This window comes from Kitasatospora sp. NPDC001261 (assembly GCF_042896795.1).
In the GTDB taxonomy this organism is placed as follows: Bacteria; Actinomycetota; Actinomycetes; order Streptomycetales; family Streptomycetaceae; genus Kitasatospora.
This window is the reverse complement of the sequence record NZ_JBIAXP010000001.1, coordinates 323,057-338,949: the sequence shown is the minus strand read 5'-3', so window position 1 is coordinate 338,949 and position 15,893 is coordinate 323,057. Positions and strand designations below refer to the sequence as shown.

15 protein-coding genes are annotated in these 15,893 nt (G+C 71.5%); 9 read left to right on the top strand and 6 right to left on the bottom strand.

The genetic code is table 11. The features are described from left to right. The first annotated feature begins 202 nt into the window (after positions 1–202). Positions 203–2,275 (top strand): MFS transporter, encoded by a 2,073-nt coding sequence (locus ACFY4B_RS01520; RefSeq protein ID WP_387966191.1) that lies wholly within the window; start codon positions 203–205, stop codon positions 2,273–2,275. Between the two features lie 52 nt (positions 2,276–2,327). Then, on the top strand, positions 2,328–2,807 hold the full coding sequence (locus tag ACFY4B_RS01515) for a CYTH domain-containing protein (protein ID WP_049650521.1): 480 nt from the start codon (positions 2,328–2,330) through the stop codon (positions 2,805–2,807). A gap of 14 nt (positions 2,808–2,821) precedes the next feature. On the opposite strand, the gene ACFY4B_RS01510 is transcribed toward ACFY4B_RS01515, so the two are convergent. Beyond that, positions 2,822–3,313, bottom strand: a complete 492-nt coding sequence (locus tag ACFY4B_RS01510) for a MarR family winged helix-turn-helix transcriptional regulator (protein ID WP_107086393.1) — start codon at positions 3,311–3,313, stop codon at positions 2,822–2,824. 47 nt (positions 3,314–3,360) lie between these two features. On the opposite strand from ACFY4B_RS01510, the gene ACFY4B_RS01505 reads away from it, so the two are divergent. Continuing rightward, positions 3,361–3,771, top strand: coding sequence for a cupin domain-containing protein (locus ACFY4B_RS01505; RefSeq protein WP_049650520.1), 411 nt, complete (start codon positions 3,361–3,363; stop codon positions 3,769–3,771). A gap of 67 nt (positions 3,772–3,838) precedes the next feature. On the opposite strand, the gene ACFY4B_RS01500 is transcribed toward ACFY4B_RS01505, so the two are convergent. Then, positions 3,839–4,015: a hypothetical protein gene (locus tag ACFY4B_RS01500; protein ID WP_199823059.1), complete on the bottom strand. Its 177-nt coding sequence runs from the start codon at positions 4,013–4,015 to the stop codon at positions 3,839–3,841. A 176-nt stretch (positions 4,016–4,191) separates the two neighbouring features. On the opposite strand from ACFY4B_RS01500, the gene ACFY4B_RS01495 reads away from it, so the two are divergent. Beyond that, positions 4,192–4,515 (top strand): antibiotic biosynthesis monooxygenase, encoded by a 324-nt coding sequence (locus ACFY4B_RS01495; protein ID WP_049650519.1) that lies wholly within the window; start codon positions 4,192–4,194, stop codon positions 4,513–4,515. A gap of 52 nt (positions 4,516–4,567) precedes the next feature. On the opposite strand, the gene ACFY4B_RS01490 is transcribed toward ACFY4B_RS01495, so the two are convergent. From ACFY4B_RS01490 to ACFY4B_RS01480, 3 genes are all read right to left on the bottom strand, one after another. Then, the gene (locus ACFY4B_RS01490; protein ID WP_387966190.1) at positions 4,568–5,617 is read right to left on the bottom strand and encodes an HNH endonuclease; all 1,050 of its coding nucleotides are present in this window, start codon (positions 5,615–5,617) and stop codon (positions 4,568–4,570) included. 178 nt (positions 5,618–5,795) lie between these two features. After that, entirely contained in the window at positions 5,796–6,644 is an 849-nt protein-coding gene (locus ACFY4B_RS01485) for a LysR family transcriptional regulator (protein ID WP_387966189.1), read from the bottom strand. A 136-nt stretch (positions 6,645–6,780) separates the two neighbouring features. Continuing rightward, on the bottom strand, positions 6,781–8,526 hold the full coding sequence (locus tag ACFY4B_RS01480) for a helix-turn-helix domain-containing protein (RefSeq protein WP_387966188.1): 1,746 nt from the start codon (positions 8,524–8,526) through the stop codon (positions 6,781–6,783). A 261-nt stretch (positions 8,527–8,787) separates the two neighbouring features. Between ACFY4B_RS01480 and ACFY4B_RS01475 the strand changes: the two genes are divergently transcribed. From ACFY4B_RS01475 to ACFY4B_RS01455, 5 genes are all read left to right on the top strand, one after another. Beyond that, a complete protein-coding gene (locus ACFY4B_RS01475; protein ID WP_117487520.1) occupies positions 8,788–9,720 on the top strand; it encodes an ABC transporter ATP-binding protein in 933 nt (310 codons plus the stop codon). Positions 9,721–9,724: 4 nt separating this feature from the next. Further along, entirely contained in the window at positions 9,725–10,597 is an 873-nt protein-coding gene (locus tag ACFY4B_RS01470; protein ID WP_380738868.1) for an ABC transporter permease, read from the top strand. Between the two features lie 355 nt (positions 10,598–10,952). Continuing rightward, positions 10,953–11,114, top strand: a complete 162-nt coding sequence (locus ACFY4B_RS01465; RefSeq protein WP_181970556.1) for a hypothetical protein — start codon at positions 10,953–10,955, stop codon at positions 11,112–11,114. 132 nt (positions 11,115–11,246) lie between these two features. Further along, positions 11,247–12,404 (top strand): cupin domain-containing protein, encoded by a 1,158-nt coding sequence (locus ACFY4B_RS01460; RefSeq protein ID WP_181970555.1) that lies wholly within the window; start codon positions 11,247–11,249, stop codon positions 12,402–12,404. A gap of 238 nt (positions 12,405–12,642) precedes the next feature. Continuing rightward, positions 12,643–14,424 carry an ABC transporter ATP-binding protein gene (locus tag ACFY4B_RS01455; RefSeq protein ID WP_375874078.1) on the top strand — a complete coding sequence of 594 codons (1,782 nt, stop codon included), beginning with the start codon at positions 12,643–12,645 and terminating at the stop codon, positions 14,422–14,424. On the opposite strand, the gene ACFY4B_RS01450 is transcribed toward ACFY4B_RS01455, so the two are convergent. Continuing rightward, on the bottom strand, positions 14,421–15,821 hold the full coding sequence (locus tag ACFY4B_RS01450) for a hypothetical protein (protein ID WP_387966187.1): 1,401 nt from the start codon (positions 15,819–15,821) through the stop codon (positions 14,421–14,423). The two genes, ACFY4B_RS01455 and ACFY4B_RS01450, sit on opposite strands and share 4 nt — an antisense overlap. Positions 15,822–15,893 lie beyond the last annotated feature (72 nt).

Sequence of the window (15,893 nt, the reverse complement as noted above, 5' to 3'; positions counted from 1 at the left end):
TCCCCGGCGCTTACGCTCGGCTCAACCCGGTGGAACATACCGGGACGAAACCGACCAGCGCGGTGAGCTGGGAGTGATCATCCGCACGGCCCGGCCGACGGGCCCGGGACCCCATGGAGACGCCATGCCCACGGAGACGCCGTGATGCCCGGGGAGACGCCGTGATGCCCCGCGCGGACGCCGTGACGCCCGCGGGGACCCGATGACGGAGCCGCGCACCGCGTCCGGCCGGAGCCCGGCGGGCGAGCCCGGCCCGCCGGCGGTCACCGTCCCCAACCTCTGGGTGCCGATCGGCGCCCTGCTGCTGGCGATGCTGCTCGCGGCCCTCGACCAGACCATCGTCTCCACCGCGCTGCCGACCATCGTCAGCGACCTCGGCGGCCTCGACCACCTCTCCTGGGTGGTCACCGCCTACCTGCTGGCCTCCACCGCCGCGACCCCGCTGTGGGGCAAGCTCGGCGACATGTACGGCCGGAAGCGCTTCTTCCAGGCCTCCATCGTGATCTTCCTGCTCGGCTCGGTGCTGTGCGGGATCGCCCAGAACATGGGCGAGCTGATCGCCTTCCGCGCCCTCCAGGGCCTGGGCGGCGGCGGGCTGATGGTGCTCTCCCAGGCGATCGTCGGCGACCTCGTCGCGCCCCGGGACCGCGGCCGCTACCAGGGCCTCTTCGGCGCCGTCTTCGGCGTCACCAGCGTGCTCGGCCCGCTGCTCGGCGGGGTGTTCGTCGACCACCTCAGCTGGCGCTGGGTGTTCTACATCAACCTGCCGATCGGCATCGTCGCCCTGGTGGTGATCGCGGCGGTGCTGCACGGGCTGGAGGTCCGGCGCGAGCACCGGATCGACTACCTGGGCACCGTCCTGATTGCCGCCGTCGCCACCTGCCTGGTGCTGATGACCTCGCTCGGCGGGACCACCTGGGCCTGGACGTCCTGGCAGGTCGTCGGCCTCGGCGTGCTCGGGCTGGTGCTGCTGCTCGCCTTCGTCCAGGTCGAGCGGACGGCCGTGGAGCCGGTGCTGCCGCTGCGGCTGTTCCGCTCGCGGACGTTCAGCCTGGTCGCGGTGATCTCCTTCGTGGTCGGCTTCGCGATGTTCGGCGCGCTGACCTACCTGCCGACCTTCCTCCAGGTGGTCCAGCAGGTCTCGCCCACCATGTCCGGCATCCACATGCTGCCGATGGTGCTCGGCATGCTGCTCACCTCGATCGGCTCCGGCCAGATCGTCGCCCGCACCGGCCACTACCGGATCTTCCCGATCGCCGGGACGGCCGTGACGACGGTCGGGCTGCTGCTGCTCTCCCGGCTGGACGAGCACAGCAGCACCGCCGAGATGAGCTTCTACTTCCTGGTCTTCGGCCTCGGGCTGGGACTGGTCATGCAGGTGCTGGTGCTGATCGTGCAGAACTCGGTCGGCTACGAGGACCTCGGCGTGGCCACCGCGGGCGCCACCTTCTTCCGCTCCATCGGGGCCTCCTTCGGCGTCTCCATCTTCGGGACGGTCTTCGCGAGCGGACTGCGCAGCCGGCTCGCCGACGCCCTGGCGGGGGTGCCGCTGCCGCCCGGCTTCCGGCCGGAGGTCATCACCTCCGACCCGCGGGTCATCCCCCGGCTGCCGGCCGCCGTCCAGCCGGGCGTCTACCACGCGTACGCCGAGTCGATCACCCGGGTGTTCCTGTACGCGGTGCCGGTCGCGGTGGTCGCCTTCGTGCTGTCGCTGTTCCTGCGCGAACAGAAGCTGCGCTCCACCGTCACCGCTCCGGACCTCAGCGAGTCCATCGGGTTCAACCCGGTCGAGCGCACCTCGCTGGACGAGATCGCCCGCGCCCTCTCGGTGCTGAACAGCCGCGAGGCCCGGCGCGACCTCTTCCGGCGGATCACCGAGACCGCCGGGCTGGACCTGCGGCCCGCCTCCAGCTGGCTGCTCCTCCAGATGCACCAGCACGGCTCGGTCGAGCCGGCCGAACTGGCCGAGCGGCGGATCGTCCCGGTCTCGGTGATCGAGGAGGCCGTCCGGGAGGTGGAGGGCCGGGGGCTGGCGGCGAGGGCCGGCGGGCTGCCGCTGCGGCTCACCGAACCGGGGGAGGAGGCGGCGCTGCGGCTGGTCGCCGCCCGGCGCACCCAGCTCGCCGAACTGCTGGGGGACTGGGACGAACAGCGGTACGCCGAGCTCGCCGGGGTCCTGAACCGGCTCAGCTCCTCGCTCTGCGCGGACCGGCGCGACCGTCCGGACCCGTCGGGGCCGCAGGGGCCGTACCGTGGGGAGGGGCGGTCGTTCTGACCGTCCGTTCGTCCGTCGGCCCGTGGGGCGTGACCGGGAAGGGTGGTGCGGCGTGCCGCTCGAGATCGAGCGCAAGTTCCTGCTGGAGGCCTTCGAGCCGCCGGAGACGGCGGTGCGGCAGCACATCGAGCAGGGGTACATCGCGATCAAGGACGACGGGACGGAGGTGCGGCTGCGGCGGATCGGCGGCAGCTGCGTCCTCGGCGTCAAGCGCAAGGCGTCCGGTGCCGGTTCCCCGGTGCGGATCGAGGTGGAACGCGAGCTGGGGGAACAGGAGTTCACCGAACTCTGGCCGGCCACCGAGGGCGCGCGGCTGGTCAAGGAGCGCTACACCTTCGACGCGTCCGGCGTCACGGTCTACGCGGACGTCTACCAGGGGGAGTTGGCCGGACTGCGCACCGTCGAGGTCGAGTTCGGCTCGGAGGCCGAGGCGGCGGCATTCTCGGCGCCGGAGTGGTTCGGCGCCGAGATCACCGGCGTGAAGGCGTACAAGAACCAGACCCTGGCGACCGGCGGTCTGCCCAACTCCTGAGACCGGTAACGGGGTTACGGTGCCCCGAACCAGCGCGGGGTGTCGAGGCGGAACGGGTCGCCGGGGGCGAGCAGGCGCAGGCCGTCCTCCAGTTGGCGCAGCTGCTCCTCGCCCAGGGCCGCCGACCATTCCTCGCGCAGCTCGTCGAAGATCCGGGCCGAGCGGAGCAGGCAGTCCACCCCGCGTGCGGTGAGCCGGACCAGCTTGCGCCGGGTGTCGGCCGGGTCGGCGGCCCGCTCGACGTAGCCGAGCTGCTCCAGGCCGTCGATGGTCTTGCCCGCGGCCTGCTTGGTGACGCCGAGGCGGCGGCCGAGCTCGGTGGCGGTGGTGCCGTGCGGGCCGATCGCCTGGAAGACGAAGCCGTGCATCGGGCGCAGGTCGGGGTGGCCTTCGCGGGCGATGCGCTCGTGCAGCTCGTCGATGATCGTCCGGAAGGCGAGCAGTAGGCGCAGCGGCAGCTCAAAGCCGGGCGGGGACGGTTCACTTGACACGATAGACAACCTCATTGACCATATAGACAACTTCATTGTCCATCTTAGGGGGTTCCCTCGCCATGCCCGTCATCCGCCGGACCGACGCCCGCCGCACCGAGACCCCGAACGCCGTCATGACCACCTACGCCTCGCCCACCCAGGGCGCCACCTCCCTCGCCGTCTGGCACGTCGACATGACCGCCGGCGCCCGGGGCCCGCTGCACGCCATGGACACCGAGCAGGTCTGGACACTCCTCACCGGCACCGCCCGGATCGACCTGGCGGGGGAGACCTTCACCCTCGCCGCCGGAGACACCGCCGCCCTCCCCGCCGACACCCTCCGGCAGATCGCCACCGACACCGGCTTCACCGCCGTCGTCGCCTCCCCGTCCCCCGCCCACGCCTACAACCCCGACGCCGTCACCCCGCCCGACGCCTGCGCCCTCGCCCCGCGCGACGACCAGCGCGTCCTCCCGCCGTGGATCGCCTGAGCCCGATGCCGACGGGGACGGGGGCGGCCGAGGACTCGCCCCGGCCGTCCCCGCTCGACAGCCGCCGCTACCGCTGGCCCTCGATGTCGTCCTGCACGTCGTCCAGGTTCTGCTGACCCTGCTGCTGGGCCTGCGAGGCCTTCTGCTGGGCCTCGTCCTGTTGCGGTTGCCCGCTTCCGATGCGCTGCTTGGCCTCTTCCTCGGCCTGCTGGGCCTTGTCCCGGAACTTGTCGCCGATACCCATGACCGTTCCCCTGTCCCTCGGGTTCTGGGCTCTACCTCCAGGCTTCCACCCGGGCCCGGTCCCTGCACGTCGACGCCCCACTACCCGCCGTGACCGCCGGTGCCTCCGAACGGTCCGGCCGTGAGGTGTAGCAGACTGCTCCCCGTAAGCAGTCACCGGAGCAGAAGGAGTGCGCCATGTCCGTCGTCAAGATCAACGTCCTGACGGTGCCGACCGAGCAGCGCGAGGTGCTGGAGCAGCGCTTCGCCTCCCGGGCCGGCGCGGTGGAGAACTCGGACGGCTTCGAGTGGTTCGAGCTCCTCCGCCCCGTCGAGGGCACCGACCAGTACCTCGTCTACACCCGCTGGCGCAGCGAGGAGGACTTCAAGGCCTGGATGGAGGGCCCCATGAAGGCCGCCCACCAGAACGGCCCCGCCGGCGAGGCCCCCAAGCGCCCCGCCGCCTCCGGCTCCACCCTCTGGTCCTTCGAGGTCGTCCAGTCGGCGGGCCCCAAGGCCTGACCTGGCGCGCACCGTTCTGTTGCAGGCCCTGCCCTTCTCGGGCAGGGCCTGCTCAGCTTTTCGCGATGGTCGGGGCTTTGTGGGCATGCCTTTGCAGTTCCTTGCCGAGGCGCGGGATCGGAAGAGCTCGCCCGTCTCGGTCGGTGCACCTTTGTCGCGCGATATGGTAAGCCCATGCATAGGTCGACGCCTTCTTCTCGATGGAGAAGTGCCTCCCGGTGGCCGATTCCATAACCTGGTGAAACTCGTCCATGAGGTGTTGCCAGTCAATGTTCAGGAAATCTGACTCGCTCCACCCGTAGAGTGACTTGAGCTCGCCCTTTACGGCAGAGAAGAACGACATGGGCTCGCGCTGTCCGATGCCAATTTTGACACCGTTCCGGGCCAGCCACTCCTTCTGGTCATCGGAGGCGTCGAGCCATTTGTCTGGACTGTCGCGCAGTTCGGCGTAGTCCACCCATGCCCAGAAGCTCTCCGCATCGGCCACGTCCGGAGCTTCCGAGTGGTGCCCCTTGCAGAGCAGGGCGAAGTTTCGTACGTCCATCGAGCCGCCGAGGGATGTCGGTACGACATGTGCACGCTCCACCGGGGTGCGCCAGCAGACGAGACATGCCGGATCGTCGATACCCAGGTAGTCGGCGATTGCTCGCACGGATGGTGGAGACTTTCGGTCGATTGGAAATTTCTCGCGCGGCTTCGGGGACAGGTCGGAAACCTCGTACCCGTAATCGCTGCCGTCGTCGGGATATCCAATCATCAGGGCCTCGGGGAGGTCATTTCTCTGCGGAACAGTATTGCTGCCATGCAGCAGAGGCATATTGATCGTGGTGAGATATTTGCCGAGGTATCCAATAATGAATTCCTGCATCAACTCCAGGGCGTCATGGTCGAATCCGCCCTGACTGTTTCGATGCCCTTGGATATCGAGGTACAGGTGGCGAGGGGCCCCGGGGCGGGTCTTCTGTGCCGACTGCACGCACTCAAATATTCTATTTGCTGCTCGCTCGAAGTTCTCGTAGACCTTCATGTCGTGGTAGATCGCAACACCTTTCGGTGCCGTGTCACTCGCTGACTTGGTCTTCATCTTCTTGCGATTTCCCACGGCCTGCCCCTTGTCTTCCTCTGCTGGGAAGAGGTTCGCATGTCGCACTGACAGGAGGGGCAGCACTGTCCTGAGGTGAATGATCCGGAAGGGGGCGGTTCTCGTCCGGTTCGGGGTTTCTCGCGCCGGGACGGCAAGCTGCTGCGAGGTGTTTCGGTGGCCCCGATGGCTCAGGCGGTCAGGTGGGGAAGGGGGTGTGGTGGGTGGGCCAGAGGAGGCGGAGGTGGAGGGGCGGGGGGTTGAGGGGGAGGCGGGTGAGGGTGCCGGCGGTGAGGTGGGTGTGGACGGCGTGGGTGGGGAGGAGGGCGATGCCGAGGCCCTGTTCGGCGCAGGCGCGGGTGGTGGGGACGGTGCCGGTGTGGAGGCGTCGGACGTGGTGGCCGAGGAGGCGTTCGCCGGCGAGGTGGTAGGAGCAGGCGGGGGTGTCGACGAGGAGGCGGTGGCCGCGGAGGAGCTCGGGGGTGAGGGCGGTGGCGCGGGCGAGCGGGTGGGTGGGGGCGGCGACCAGGGTGAGGGGGACGGTCTGGAGGTCGAGGTGGTCGAGCGGGGCGGGCGGCAGGGGGAAGCCGAGGGCGCCGAGCGGGCCGGGGGCGTCTAGGACGAGGGCCGCTTCCAGGGCTCCGGCGGCGACGCCGTCGAGCAGGACGTCCCGGGTGGTGTCGGTGTGGAGGGAGATGTCCAGGTCGGGGCGGTGGTCGGTGAGGCGGGCCAGGACGGCCGGGAGGTGGGTGGCGGAGACGGCGGCCAGCACGCCGAGGCGCAGGCGGGTCCGGGTGACGGCGACTTCGCGGCGGGCCTGGTCGGCCTGGTCGAGGAGTCGGCGGGACCAGGGCAGGAGGCGTTCCCCGGCCGGGGTGAGGGTCAGGTCGTGCCCGGCCCGGTCGAACAGGTCGGTGCCGAGGCTGTGTTCGAGGGTGCGGACCTGTTCGGAGACGGAGGCCGGGGCGAGTCCGAGCGCCATGGCCGCGCCGGTGACGGTGCGGTGGGCGACGAGGGCCTCGAAGACGCGCAACTGACGTAGTTCCACTGGTTTCCCCGGTTCCCCCGAAGGTCCGTACGGTGCCTGTGCGAGTGCTGCGGGACAGGGTACGGGGGGTGTACCGGGGGCGGACGGGGATTCCGGTCGGTTCGGTGGTTTCGGCGGACCGCGTTCGGCCCGGGGTTCAGGCTCCCGCGGCGAGTCTGGGCAGCAGGGTGGCTCGGTCGGGGTCCGTCGCGGCGTCGGAGGGGAAGCCGGTCCAGGTGTTCAGCGATCGGCGGATGGCCTGGGCCGCGGTGAAGGCCCGCTGCCGGTTGGCCGCTCCGACGGCGTCCCGCAGGTTCGCGGACTCCCGTGCGAGCCAGGCCCGGGCGTCCTGCGCGTGGCTGAAGGGGAGTGCCCTCGCCGGTGGCGCGGGCCGGGGCTGCGGCGTGCGGGCGGTCGAGGGCGCGACCAGGTGGGCGGCGAGTGCGGAGGTGTGTCCGTACCAGGCGAGCAGGCGCCGGACGGACTGCTCCCGCTCGTGTTCCGGCTCCTCCGCCGCGGCGCGTTCGGCTGCGTAGAGGCGGACCAGGGCGGGGAAGCGGTACCGGTCGGGTTCGGGTGATTCGACCAGGTGCTCGTGGACGAGGGCCGCCAGGTCGGCCCGGAGCCGGTGGAGGGCCTTCGCGGTGTGGCCGGCGTCGGCCATCTCCGCGGCCGCGCGCAGGCTGAGATCCGGTCCGCAGTGGAGGCTCAGCAGGCGGAACAGCCGGGCGGAGCGCTCGGGCAGGCGGAGGTACGACCAGGACAGGGTGGTCCGGATGCCGACCGAGGGGTCGTCGGGGCTGTCGAAGAGGTCGAGCGGGTCGGTCTCGACCGCTTCCGCCAGGTGGGCCAGGACGGTTCCGGGGTGTCCCGCGAGCCGCTCCCCGATGATCCGGACGGCGAGGGGGAGTCCGGCGCACCGCTCGGCGAGTTCGACGAGCTCGACGAGGGCCTCCGGGGCGGCGGAGACGGATGCGGCGCCGATGATCGAGGTGAGCAGCCGGACGGCGTCGTGGTCGGGCAGCCGGCCGAGTCCGACCGGGCGGGCGCCGTCCTTGACCGTGAGTCCGGTCAGGTGGGCCCGGGCGGTCACCACGACCGCGCAGGACGGCGAGTTCGGCAGGAGGGGGCGTACCTGTTCGGCGGACCGGGCGTTGTCGAGGAGGATGAGGAGGCTCTTGCCGGCCACGGTCGACCGGTACAGCGCCGCCAGTTCGGCGCCGGACTCGGGCAGGGCGGACTGCTGGATGCCGAGTGCGCGCAGGAAGCTCCGCAGGACGGTGGCGGGCCGCAGCGGTTCGCTCGCGTCGCGCCCGTGCAGGTCCACGTAGAGCTGGCCGTCCGGGAACCGGTCGGCCACCCGGTGGGCCCAGTGCACCGCGAGCGCGGACTTCCCGGCACCCGCGGCGCCGAACAGCTGGACGACCTTGCCCCGGCCCATCCGCTGCCGTGGCGACAGCAGGAGTTCGTCGTCGCACTGTCGAAGCGCTTCCTGGCGGCCGGTGAAGTGAGCGATGTCCGGGGGGAGTTGAGCTGGTCGCGGCAGGGTGGTCGCGGGGTACGCGGGCTCTGGTCCGGTCGCGGCGGCCAAGTGCGGCAGGGCGGTCGGGTGCGACGGAGCCTGCGGGGCCGGGACCGGGGTCTGGGGCCGGGGGTGGCCGGGCAGGTCCGGCGGCAGGTCGTGCCCCGGTCGCCGGCGGGTCAGGGCGACGACCGTCGTGGCGTCCAGCCCCAGGGCTGCCGCGAGCTGCTCCAGCGACCTGCGGTAGGGCTGCCGACTGCGGCCCGTCTCGATGTCCCTGATGGTTCGTATGCTCAGGTCGGACCGGGTCGCCAGGTCCTCCTGGGTGAGTCCGGCGCGTAGGCGCCAATGCCGGATGAGTGCCCCAGTCTCACTGGACATCAAGAATCCCCCGTGATCGATACATGTCACACCTGGCCGACTTCCTCCAGGTCGGCCCCGCACCCCCGGCGGCCCCCCGTCGAGTGATCGAGCATTCGTTCGGATCTAAAGCTAGCTTACGAACTCACGGTGGCGGCCGTGAACGGGCACGTTCGCCGTCGTGGGGCCGCCGACAGTCCTTCTCAGGTTCGATGTTCCGCCGGTGAAGTTCCGGCAGGCTGCTCCGTGTACAGGAAGTGACGATCCGCAACGGGGCAACGAATGATAACCACAACAAACCTGACGAAGCGTTACGGGAATTCCGTCGCGCTCGACGGACTCTCGGTCGAGGTGAAACCCGGCCGGGTGACCGGGTTCCTGGGCCCGAACGGAGCCGGAAAGTCGACCACGCTGCGGCTGGTCCTCGGCCTCGACACGCCCACCGCCGGATCGGCGGTCATCGACGGCCGCCCCTACCGGGAGCTGCGCCGCCCGCTCCACCGGGTCGGTGCGCTGCTCGACGCCGGTGCCGTCCCCGGGGCCCTGAGCGGCTACCACCACCTGGCGGCGCTCGCCCGCAGCAACGGCATCGGCCGCGCGCGGGTGCACGCGGTCCTCGAAGAGGTCGGGCTGGCCTCGGCCGCCCGCAAACGGACGGCCGGCTACTCCCTGGGCATGAAGCAGCGCCTCGGCATCGCCGCCGCCCTGCTCGGTGACCCGCCCGTGCTCATCTTCGACGAGCCCGTCAACGGCCTGGACCCCGAAGGCATCCGTTGGATCAGGATGCTGTTCCGCCGGCTCGCCGCCGACGGGCGGACCGTTCTCGTCTCCAGTCACGTGATGAGCGAGATGGAGAACACCGCCGACCACCTGATCGTCATCGGCCGGGGCCGCCTGATCGCCGACACCGGAATGGCGGACTTCATCAGGCAGGGCTCCAGCGGGAGTTCCGTCACCGTCCGGACGCCGCAGGGCGCGGACCTCGAAGCGGCCCTCGCCGCGGCCGGCGCCCGCACCCGTGTCCTCGCGGACGGGGCGATCGAGGTGCTCGGACTGCCTGCCCCCCGGATCGGGGACCTCGCCCTCGCCCGGCAGATCGCGATCCACGAACTCACCCCGCGCTCGGCCAGCCTGGAGGAGGCCTTCATGGACCTCGCCTCGGCCGAGGCCGAGCACACCAGTCACCCGGCCGCCGGTGCAGAACAGGACAACTGAGACCATGACCACTGACAGTCCGGCGGTCCGCGAGCCCGCCGCAGGCCCGCTCGCCGCCACCGGCCCGCTCGCCGAAGGCCCGATCGCCACCCGTGACAGCCGCTGGAAGCGCGCCGTCGACCTGCTCGCCGCCGAATGGATCAAGCTGAGCGGGGCCCGGTCGACCTGGCTGATCGTCGCCCTCGGGCTGCTGGGCTCCATCGGGAGCGCACTGCTGTACAACAACTCCACGGTGGGCAAGTGGGACGGCTGGGAGCCGGCCGAGCGCGCCGCCTTCGACCCGCTGGCCGCCTCCTTCAGCGGCTTCGCCCTGCTCCAACTCGCCCTGACGGCGGTCGGTGCCCTCACCATGGGCCGGGAGTACTCCAGCGGACTGATCCGGACGACCTTCACCGCCGCCCCGGCCCGCCGCGCCGTACTCGCGGCCAAGGCCGCGACGGTCGGCGCCCTCGCGGCGGGGGTCGGCCTCGCCGCCTCCCTGACGACGTTCACCGTCAGCCAGGCCATGTTCGCGGAGAAGCACTTCGGCCTTTCCCTCGGTTCACCGGGCGCCCTGCGCGCGATCCTCGCGAGCTCGCTGCACCTCGCCGGGGTCACCCTGGTCGGACTGGCCCTGGCCGCCCTGCTCCGGCACGGTGCGGGCGCCGTCACCGCGTGCTTCGGGTTCCTCTTCCTGGCGCCGGTCTTCCTGCAGGGTGACCGCGGCTGGCTCCTGCGCGTCCACCAGTCCCTGATGGACAGCGCGGTCCGCCACCTCACCGTCGGTCACGTGGAGCGTCACGGCCCCTCCACCCCGGGGGCCTGGGCCGTCCTCGTGATCACCCCGCTCGTCCTGCTCTCGGTGGCGGCGGTGGTGATCGACCGCAGGGACGTCTGACCCGGCGCCTGTCCCCGGGCTCCAGACGCCGGTCCCCGGTCCCCGGCGCCGCTTCGGACCCGGGGACCCGGCCAGGACTTGGGGACCGGCAGACCGGCGGACCGGCACCTTTCGGTGGAAGTCTGCCGCCGAGTCTGCCGGACAGACCTCCTGGCCACACCACCACCGCTGCGAAAGACTTCGAGCGAACGGTCGGCAGGCGGAGAATCCGGGCTCTGAACCGTTTCTCCAGAGGACGGGTCATGTGCGGGGGGAATCACCCCGTGCATCTCCGTGGCATGCGTGCATGCATCCCGGACCGCCCGCGCCGGACGTTCACCGCACGTAATTCCTACCAACAGAAGGAGGGTTACCGATGTCGACATCGCTGAACCCGGCGGACATCACCGTCGTTCGTCCGATCGCCGCCAACATCGCCCTGCACGACCCGGACCGGGGCGCCAACGACGACGACGACTACAACGACATGGGTACGTGGGACTCGCACCCGTGGGGCGAGCACGACGACCGCGACTGATCCAGGTCCGGCCGGTCCGACCGTAGTTCGAAAATCCGTGAGGTGACTCGCCCGATGACGACTCTTGCGGATCAGGGAAAGGCTGCGCCCGGCGCGCAGCCTTTTTCTGATCTCTCCGATCTGATCCACCCCGTGCCCGTCGAGGAATTCCTGCGGGACTACTGGGAGAAGAAACCGCTGTTCATCCGGCGGGACGATCCGACGCACTACACGCAGCTGCCGACCCTCGACGAGGTGGACAGCATCCTGTCCACGTCCAGGGCGACCCTCGAGGGCATCCGGCTGGTGATCGACGGCAAGGAGACGCCGGTCTCCACGCTGGGCGTGAGCTTCGGCTGGAACGGGATCGCGAACTCCCTGGAGGCGCTCTACGAGCGGTACCGCAACGGTTCGACGATCGTGCTCAACGCCCTCGAAGGCCGCTGGGAGCCGCTGGCGCGGCTGACCGCGCGGCTGGGCGTCGAGACGAACTGCCGGTTCCAGGCGAATCTCTACCTCACGCCCGCCGGCAACCAGGGGTTCACACCCCACTACGACACCCACGACGTCTTCATCGCCCAGGTGCACGGAACCAAGAGCTGGAAGCTGCACGGGGCCCCTTACCCGCTGCCGCTGCGCACCCAGCCCTTCGACCGCTCCGGGACCCTGCCCGACGGGCCGGTGGAGGAACTCGAGCTGCGCCCGGGCGACCTCCTCTACCTGCCGCGCGGCACCATCCACTCGGCCACCTCCAACGAGACCGCTTCGGCCCACGTGACGATCGGCGTCCACCCGGTCATCTGGTCCGAGATGATGGCCGATGCGGTCCGCCAGGTCTTCGAGGACGACGTCCGCTTCCGCGAGGGGCTCCCGCTCGCCTTCGCCGCGGGCGACGAGCTGCCACAGCAGGCGGAGAAGCGTTTCGCCGAACTGGTGGACGTGCTGCACGAGCGGCTGTCCGCCAAGGCCATGGTCGACAACTCGCTCAAGCGCGCCGCCTCCCTCAGCCTCCCGCAGCTGCGCCACCACCTCCTGGACCTGGAGCAGGCGGCCGAGGTCGACGCCGGTACCCGGGTGTCCCGCCGTCCGGGGACGCAGTGGAACCTGACGGTGGCCGAGGGCCAGGTGTGCCTGGACTTCAACAACAAGACCGTCCAGTTCCCCGCGCACGTGGCGGACGAGGTCCGGTACGTCGCCGAGCACGCCGGCGGCGGTCTGACCGCGGACGACGTCCGCGGGAACCTCGACCTGCCCGGCCGCCTGGTCCTGGTCCGGACCCTGCTGAGGGAAGGCTTCCTCACGCTGGCCTGAGCGCTGGCCTGAGCGCTGGCCTGAGCGCTGGCCTGAGCGCAGGCCCGAACGCAGGCCCGAACGCGGGTCTGAAAGCCGGCCTGAGCGACGGGCCGAGCGCAGGCCCCGACCGCCACCCCCTGGGGGCGGCGGAACGTCCGACGTCCGTCCCGTCCGGCTCCGGCCCCGGACGGGACACGTCACCACAGCCCGGGCTCGCCGGAAGAGCCCTGTGACGGCACCGAGGAGATCACCCCCGTTGGACGCGAACGAGACCCCCGAGGCGCCCGTCCCCGACGTGTCGCTGCGGCGGGTGGCCCGACTCTTCCGGCCCTACCGCGGCCGGATGCTGCTGGTCTGCACCCTGATCCTGGGCTCCTCCCTGGTGGCCCTCGCGCCGCCCTTCCTCCTGCGGCAGATCCTCGACACGGCGCTGCCGCAGGGCAGGACGGGCCTGCTCACCGCCCTGGCGGCCGCGATGCTCGGCCTGGTCCTGCTCTCCACCGCGGTCGGGGTCCTGCAGTCGTACCTGTCACTGACGGTCAGCCAGTCCGTGATGGACGACCTCCGCAACGCCGTCTACACCCACCTCCAGCGGATGTCGCTGGCCTTCTTCACGCGCACCCGCAACGGCGAGGTGCAGTCCCGGATCGCCAACGACATCGGCGGCATGGGGTCGAGTGTCACCAACATCGTCACCGGCGTCGTCGGCAATGTGACCACCCTGGTGGCCAGCCTGGTCGCCATGCTGCTGCTGGACTGGCGGCTGACGGTGGTGTCCCTGCTGATCCTCCCGCTGTGCGTCTGGATCAGCCGCAAGGTCGGGCAGGAGCGCCGGGCGCTCGTGCTCGAACGGCAGCAGCAACTGGCCACGATGGCAACCCTCGTGGAGGAGTCGCTGTCGGTCAACGGCTTCCTCCTCGGCCGGGTGATGGGGCGCACCGCGACGCTGAACAACGAGTTCGCCGGACAGTCCCGGACGCTCGCGGACCTGACCGTCCGGTCCGCCCTGTCGGGGCGGTGGCGGCAGTCCGTCGTGCAGGTGATCATGGCGATCATGCCGATCGCCATCTACTGGAGCGCCGGCCTCACCGGCGACCAGGGGCGGCCCGCGCTGTCCGTCGGCACCCTGGTGGCCTTCACGACCCTCCAGCAGGGCCTGTTCGGACCGACCGTCTCACTCCTGCAGGTCGGCATCAACCTGCAGAGCTCCTTCGCCCTGTTCGAGCGGGTCTTCGAGTACCTCGACCTGCCGGTCGAGGTCGCCGAACCGCCGCGACCCGTCACGGCGGCGTCCGTCCGCGGCCACATCCGCTTCCAGGGCGTCGACTTCTCCTACGGCGACGAGCGGATCCTCCACGGCATCGACGTCGACCTGCCGCCCGGCGGCCGGCTCGCCGTGGTCGGCGCGACCGGCGCGGGGAAGACCACGCTCGGCTACCTCGTGCCCCGGCTCTACGACGTCACCGCCGGCAGCGTCACGATCGACGGGGTCGACGTCCGGGACTTCGGCTTCTCCGACCTCGCCGACCAGGTCTGTGTCGTCTCCCAGGACACCCACCTCTTCCACACGACCATCACCGACAACCTGCGCTTCGCCAAGGTCGGAGCCTCGGACGAGGAGATCGTGGCGGCCGCCAAGGCCGCCCAGATCCACGACCTCATCGTCAGCCTGCCCGAGGGCTACGACACCATCGTCGGAGAGCGCGGCTACCGCTTCTCCGGCGGCGAGAAGCAGCGGCTGGCCATCGCCCGGGCGATGCTGCGGAACCCGCCGGTCCTCATCCTCGATGAGGCCACGAGCGCCCTGGACACCCATACCGAACGCGCGGTCCAGGACGCCCTCGACACCTTGTCCGCGGGCCGGACGACCATCACCATCGCCCACCGCCTGTCGACCATCCGGGCCGCCGACGAGATCGTCGTCCTGGACCGCGGACGGATCGTCGAACGCGGCACCCACACCGAACTGTTGGCCCGGGACGGGCGGTACGCCCACTTGCTCCGGGTGGGCGACACGCTCGCCGCCGCCGGCGGTTAGCGCCCTTCTGGGTCCTCCGGCCGGACGGCGAGGGTGTGGGCCTCGTGGAGGGTGGCGGTCGCTTCGGCGTGGGCGCCGTGGACGAGTTGGGCCATGGCGAGGTCGGTGAGTGCCCGGACGAGGCGGTGGGTGTCGTCGGTGGGGCCGGTCGCGTGGAGGTGGCGTTCGATCCGGACGCTCCGCCGTAGCCGGGGGAGTGTGAGGTGGGCGTAGTAGGTGGGGTGGTCTCCGCGGACCGCCCGGCGGAGGTCGAGCCGCCGGGTGAGGGTGCCGAGGGTGGCGAGCAGGGCGCGGTCCTCCGGCAGGGGGAGGGGGTCGTCGGGGTGCTCGGACGGGCCGTCCTCGTCGGGCAGGTGGTCGGTGGGCTCGGGCCTGCCGGTGACGGTTTCGACGGCCCGCGCGAGGGTGGCCAGGCCGTCCTCGAAGGACTCGCGCAGGCTGAAGGACCAGTGGTGGAGGCTCAGGCCCAGTACCGGTTGGAGGGGTCGGCCCGGGTCGACGCCGAGCGCGAGCGGGTCCGGGGTGTCGGCCGCGGCCTGTTCGTCCCGTACGCCGGAGCGGGCGAACAGGGCGCTCCGCAGGCCCTCGTTGAAGCCGAAGTTGCCGGCGTCGCCGCGGGCGGGCAGGAGTTCGCAGGAGCGGGCGGCGTCCGCGAGCAGCCGGTGGGACTGTTCGGCGCGGCCCAGATCGGCGAACCACAGGGCGGCGCCGGCCGTCCGCAGGACCGGGACGGGGCTGCGGGCCGGTTCCGTGCGGCCCTCGCGCAGCCGGGCGAGGGCCTCGTGTTCGACGGCGACGGCCTCCTCGGTGCGGTCCGCGAGGCGGAGCAGCACGGTGAGGTCGAGCAGCCGCCACGCCAGGTCGCTCCCGCCGGGCTCGGTCACCGCCCGGGAGCGGTCGGCCACCGTGCGGGCGGCGTCCACGGCCTCGTCGAACCGTCCTGCCTCGGCGAGGCCGTGGGCGAGGTCGGCGTGCAGGACGGCGGCCTGGCCGAGGCCTTCCACCGGCTGGTCCGCTTCGGCGCGCCGGGCCAGGTCGGCCGCCTCCCGCCGGGCGGCGAGGGCGGGGCCGTCGGCGTGCGCCAGGGAGAGTTGCAGGGCGAGGGAGGACAGCGCGCGGGCGGCGTCGGCCAGGTGCTCGGTGCCGCCGTCGGCGACCAGGGCGCGGTAGATGCGGGCGGACTCCTCCAGGAGCGGGACGGCGTCCTCGGGCCGGGGCTCGGGCCGGCCGTAGGCCCGGCCCCGCAGTGCCTCGGCCAGCGCGGGCAGGCCCGAGGCGGGGTCGGTGCGGGCCTGGACCCGGAGCCGGGCGACCGTCTCGTCGGTGACGGGTTCCCGCCCGGGCCGGCGGGCTCGCGGTGCGGGGTGGTCGGACGGGGCTCCGTGCGCGGGTGTCACGCGTTTCCTTCCGGGGCGGGGGAGAGGGGTCTCCCGTCCGAACGTCCTTCCGGCGGGGAGGAGTTCCGGAGA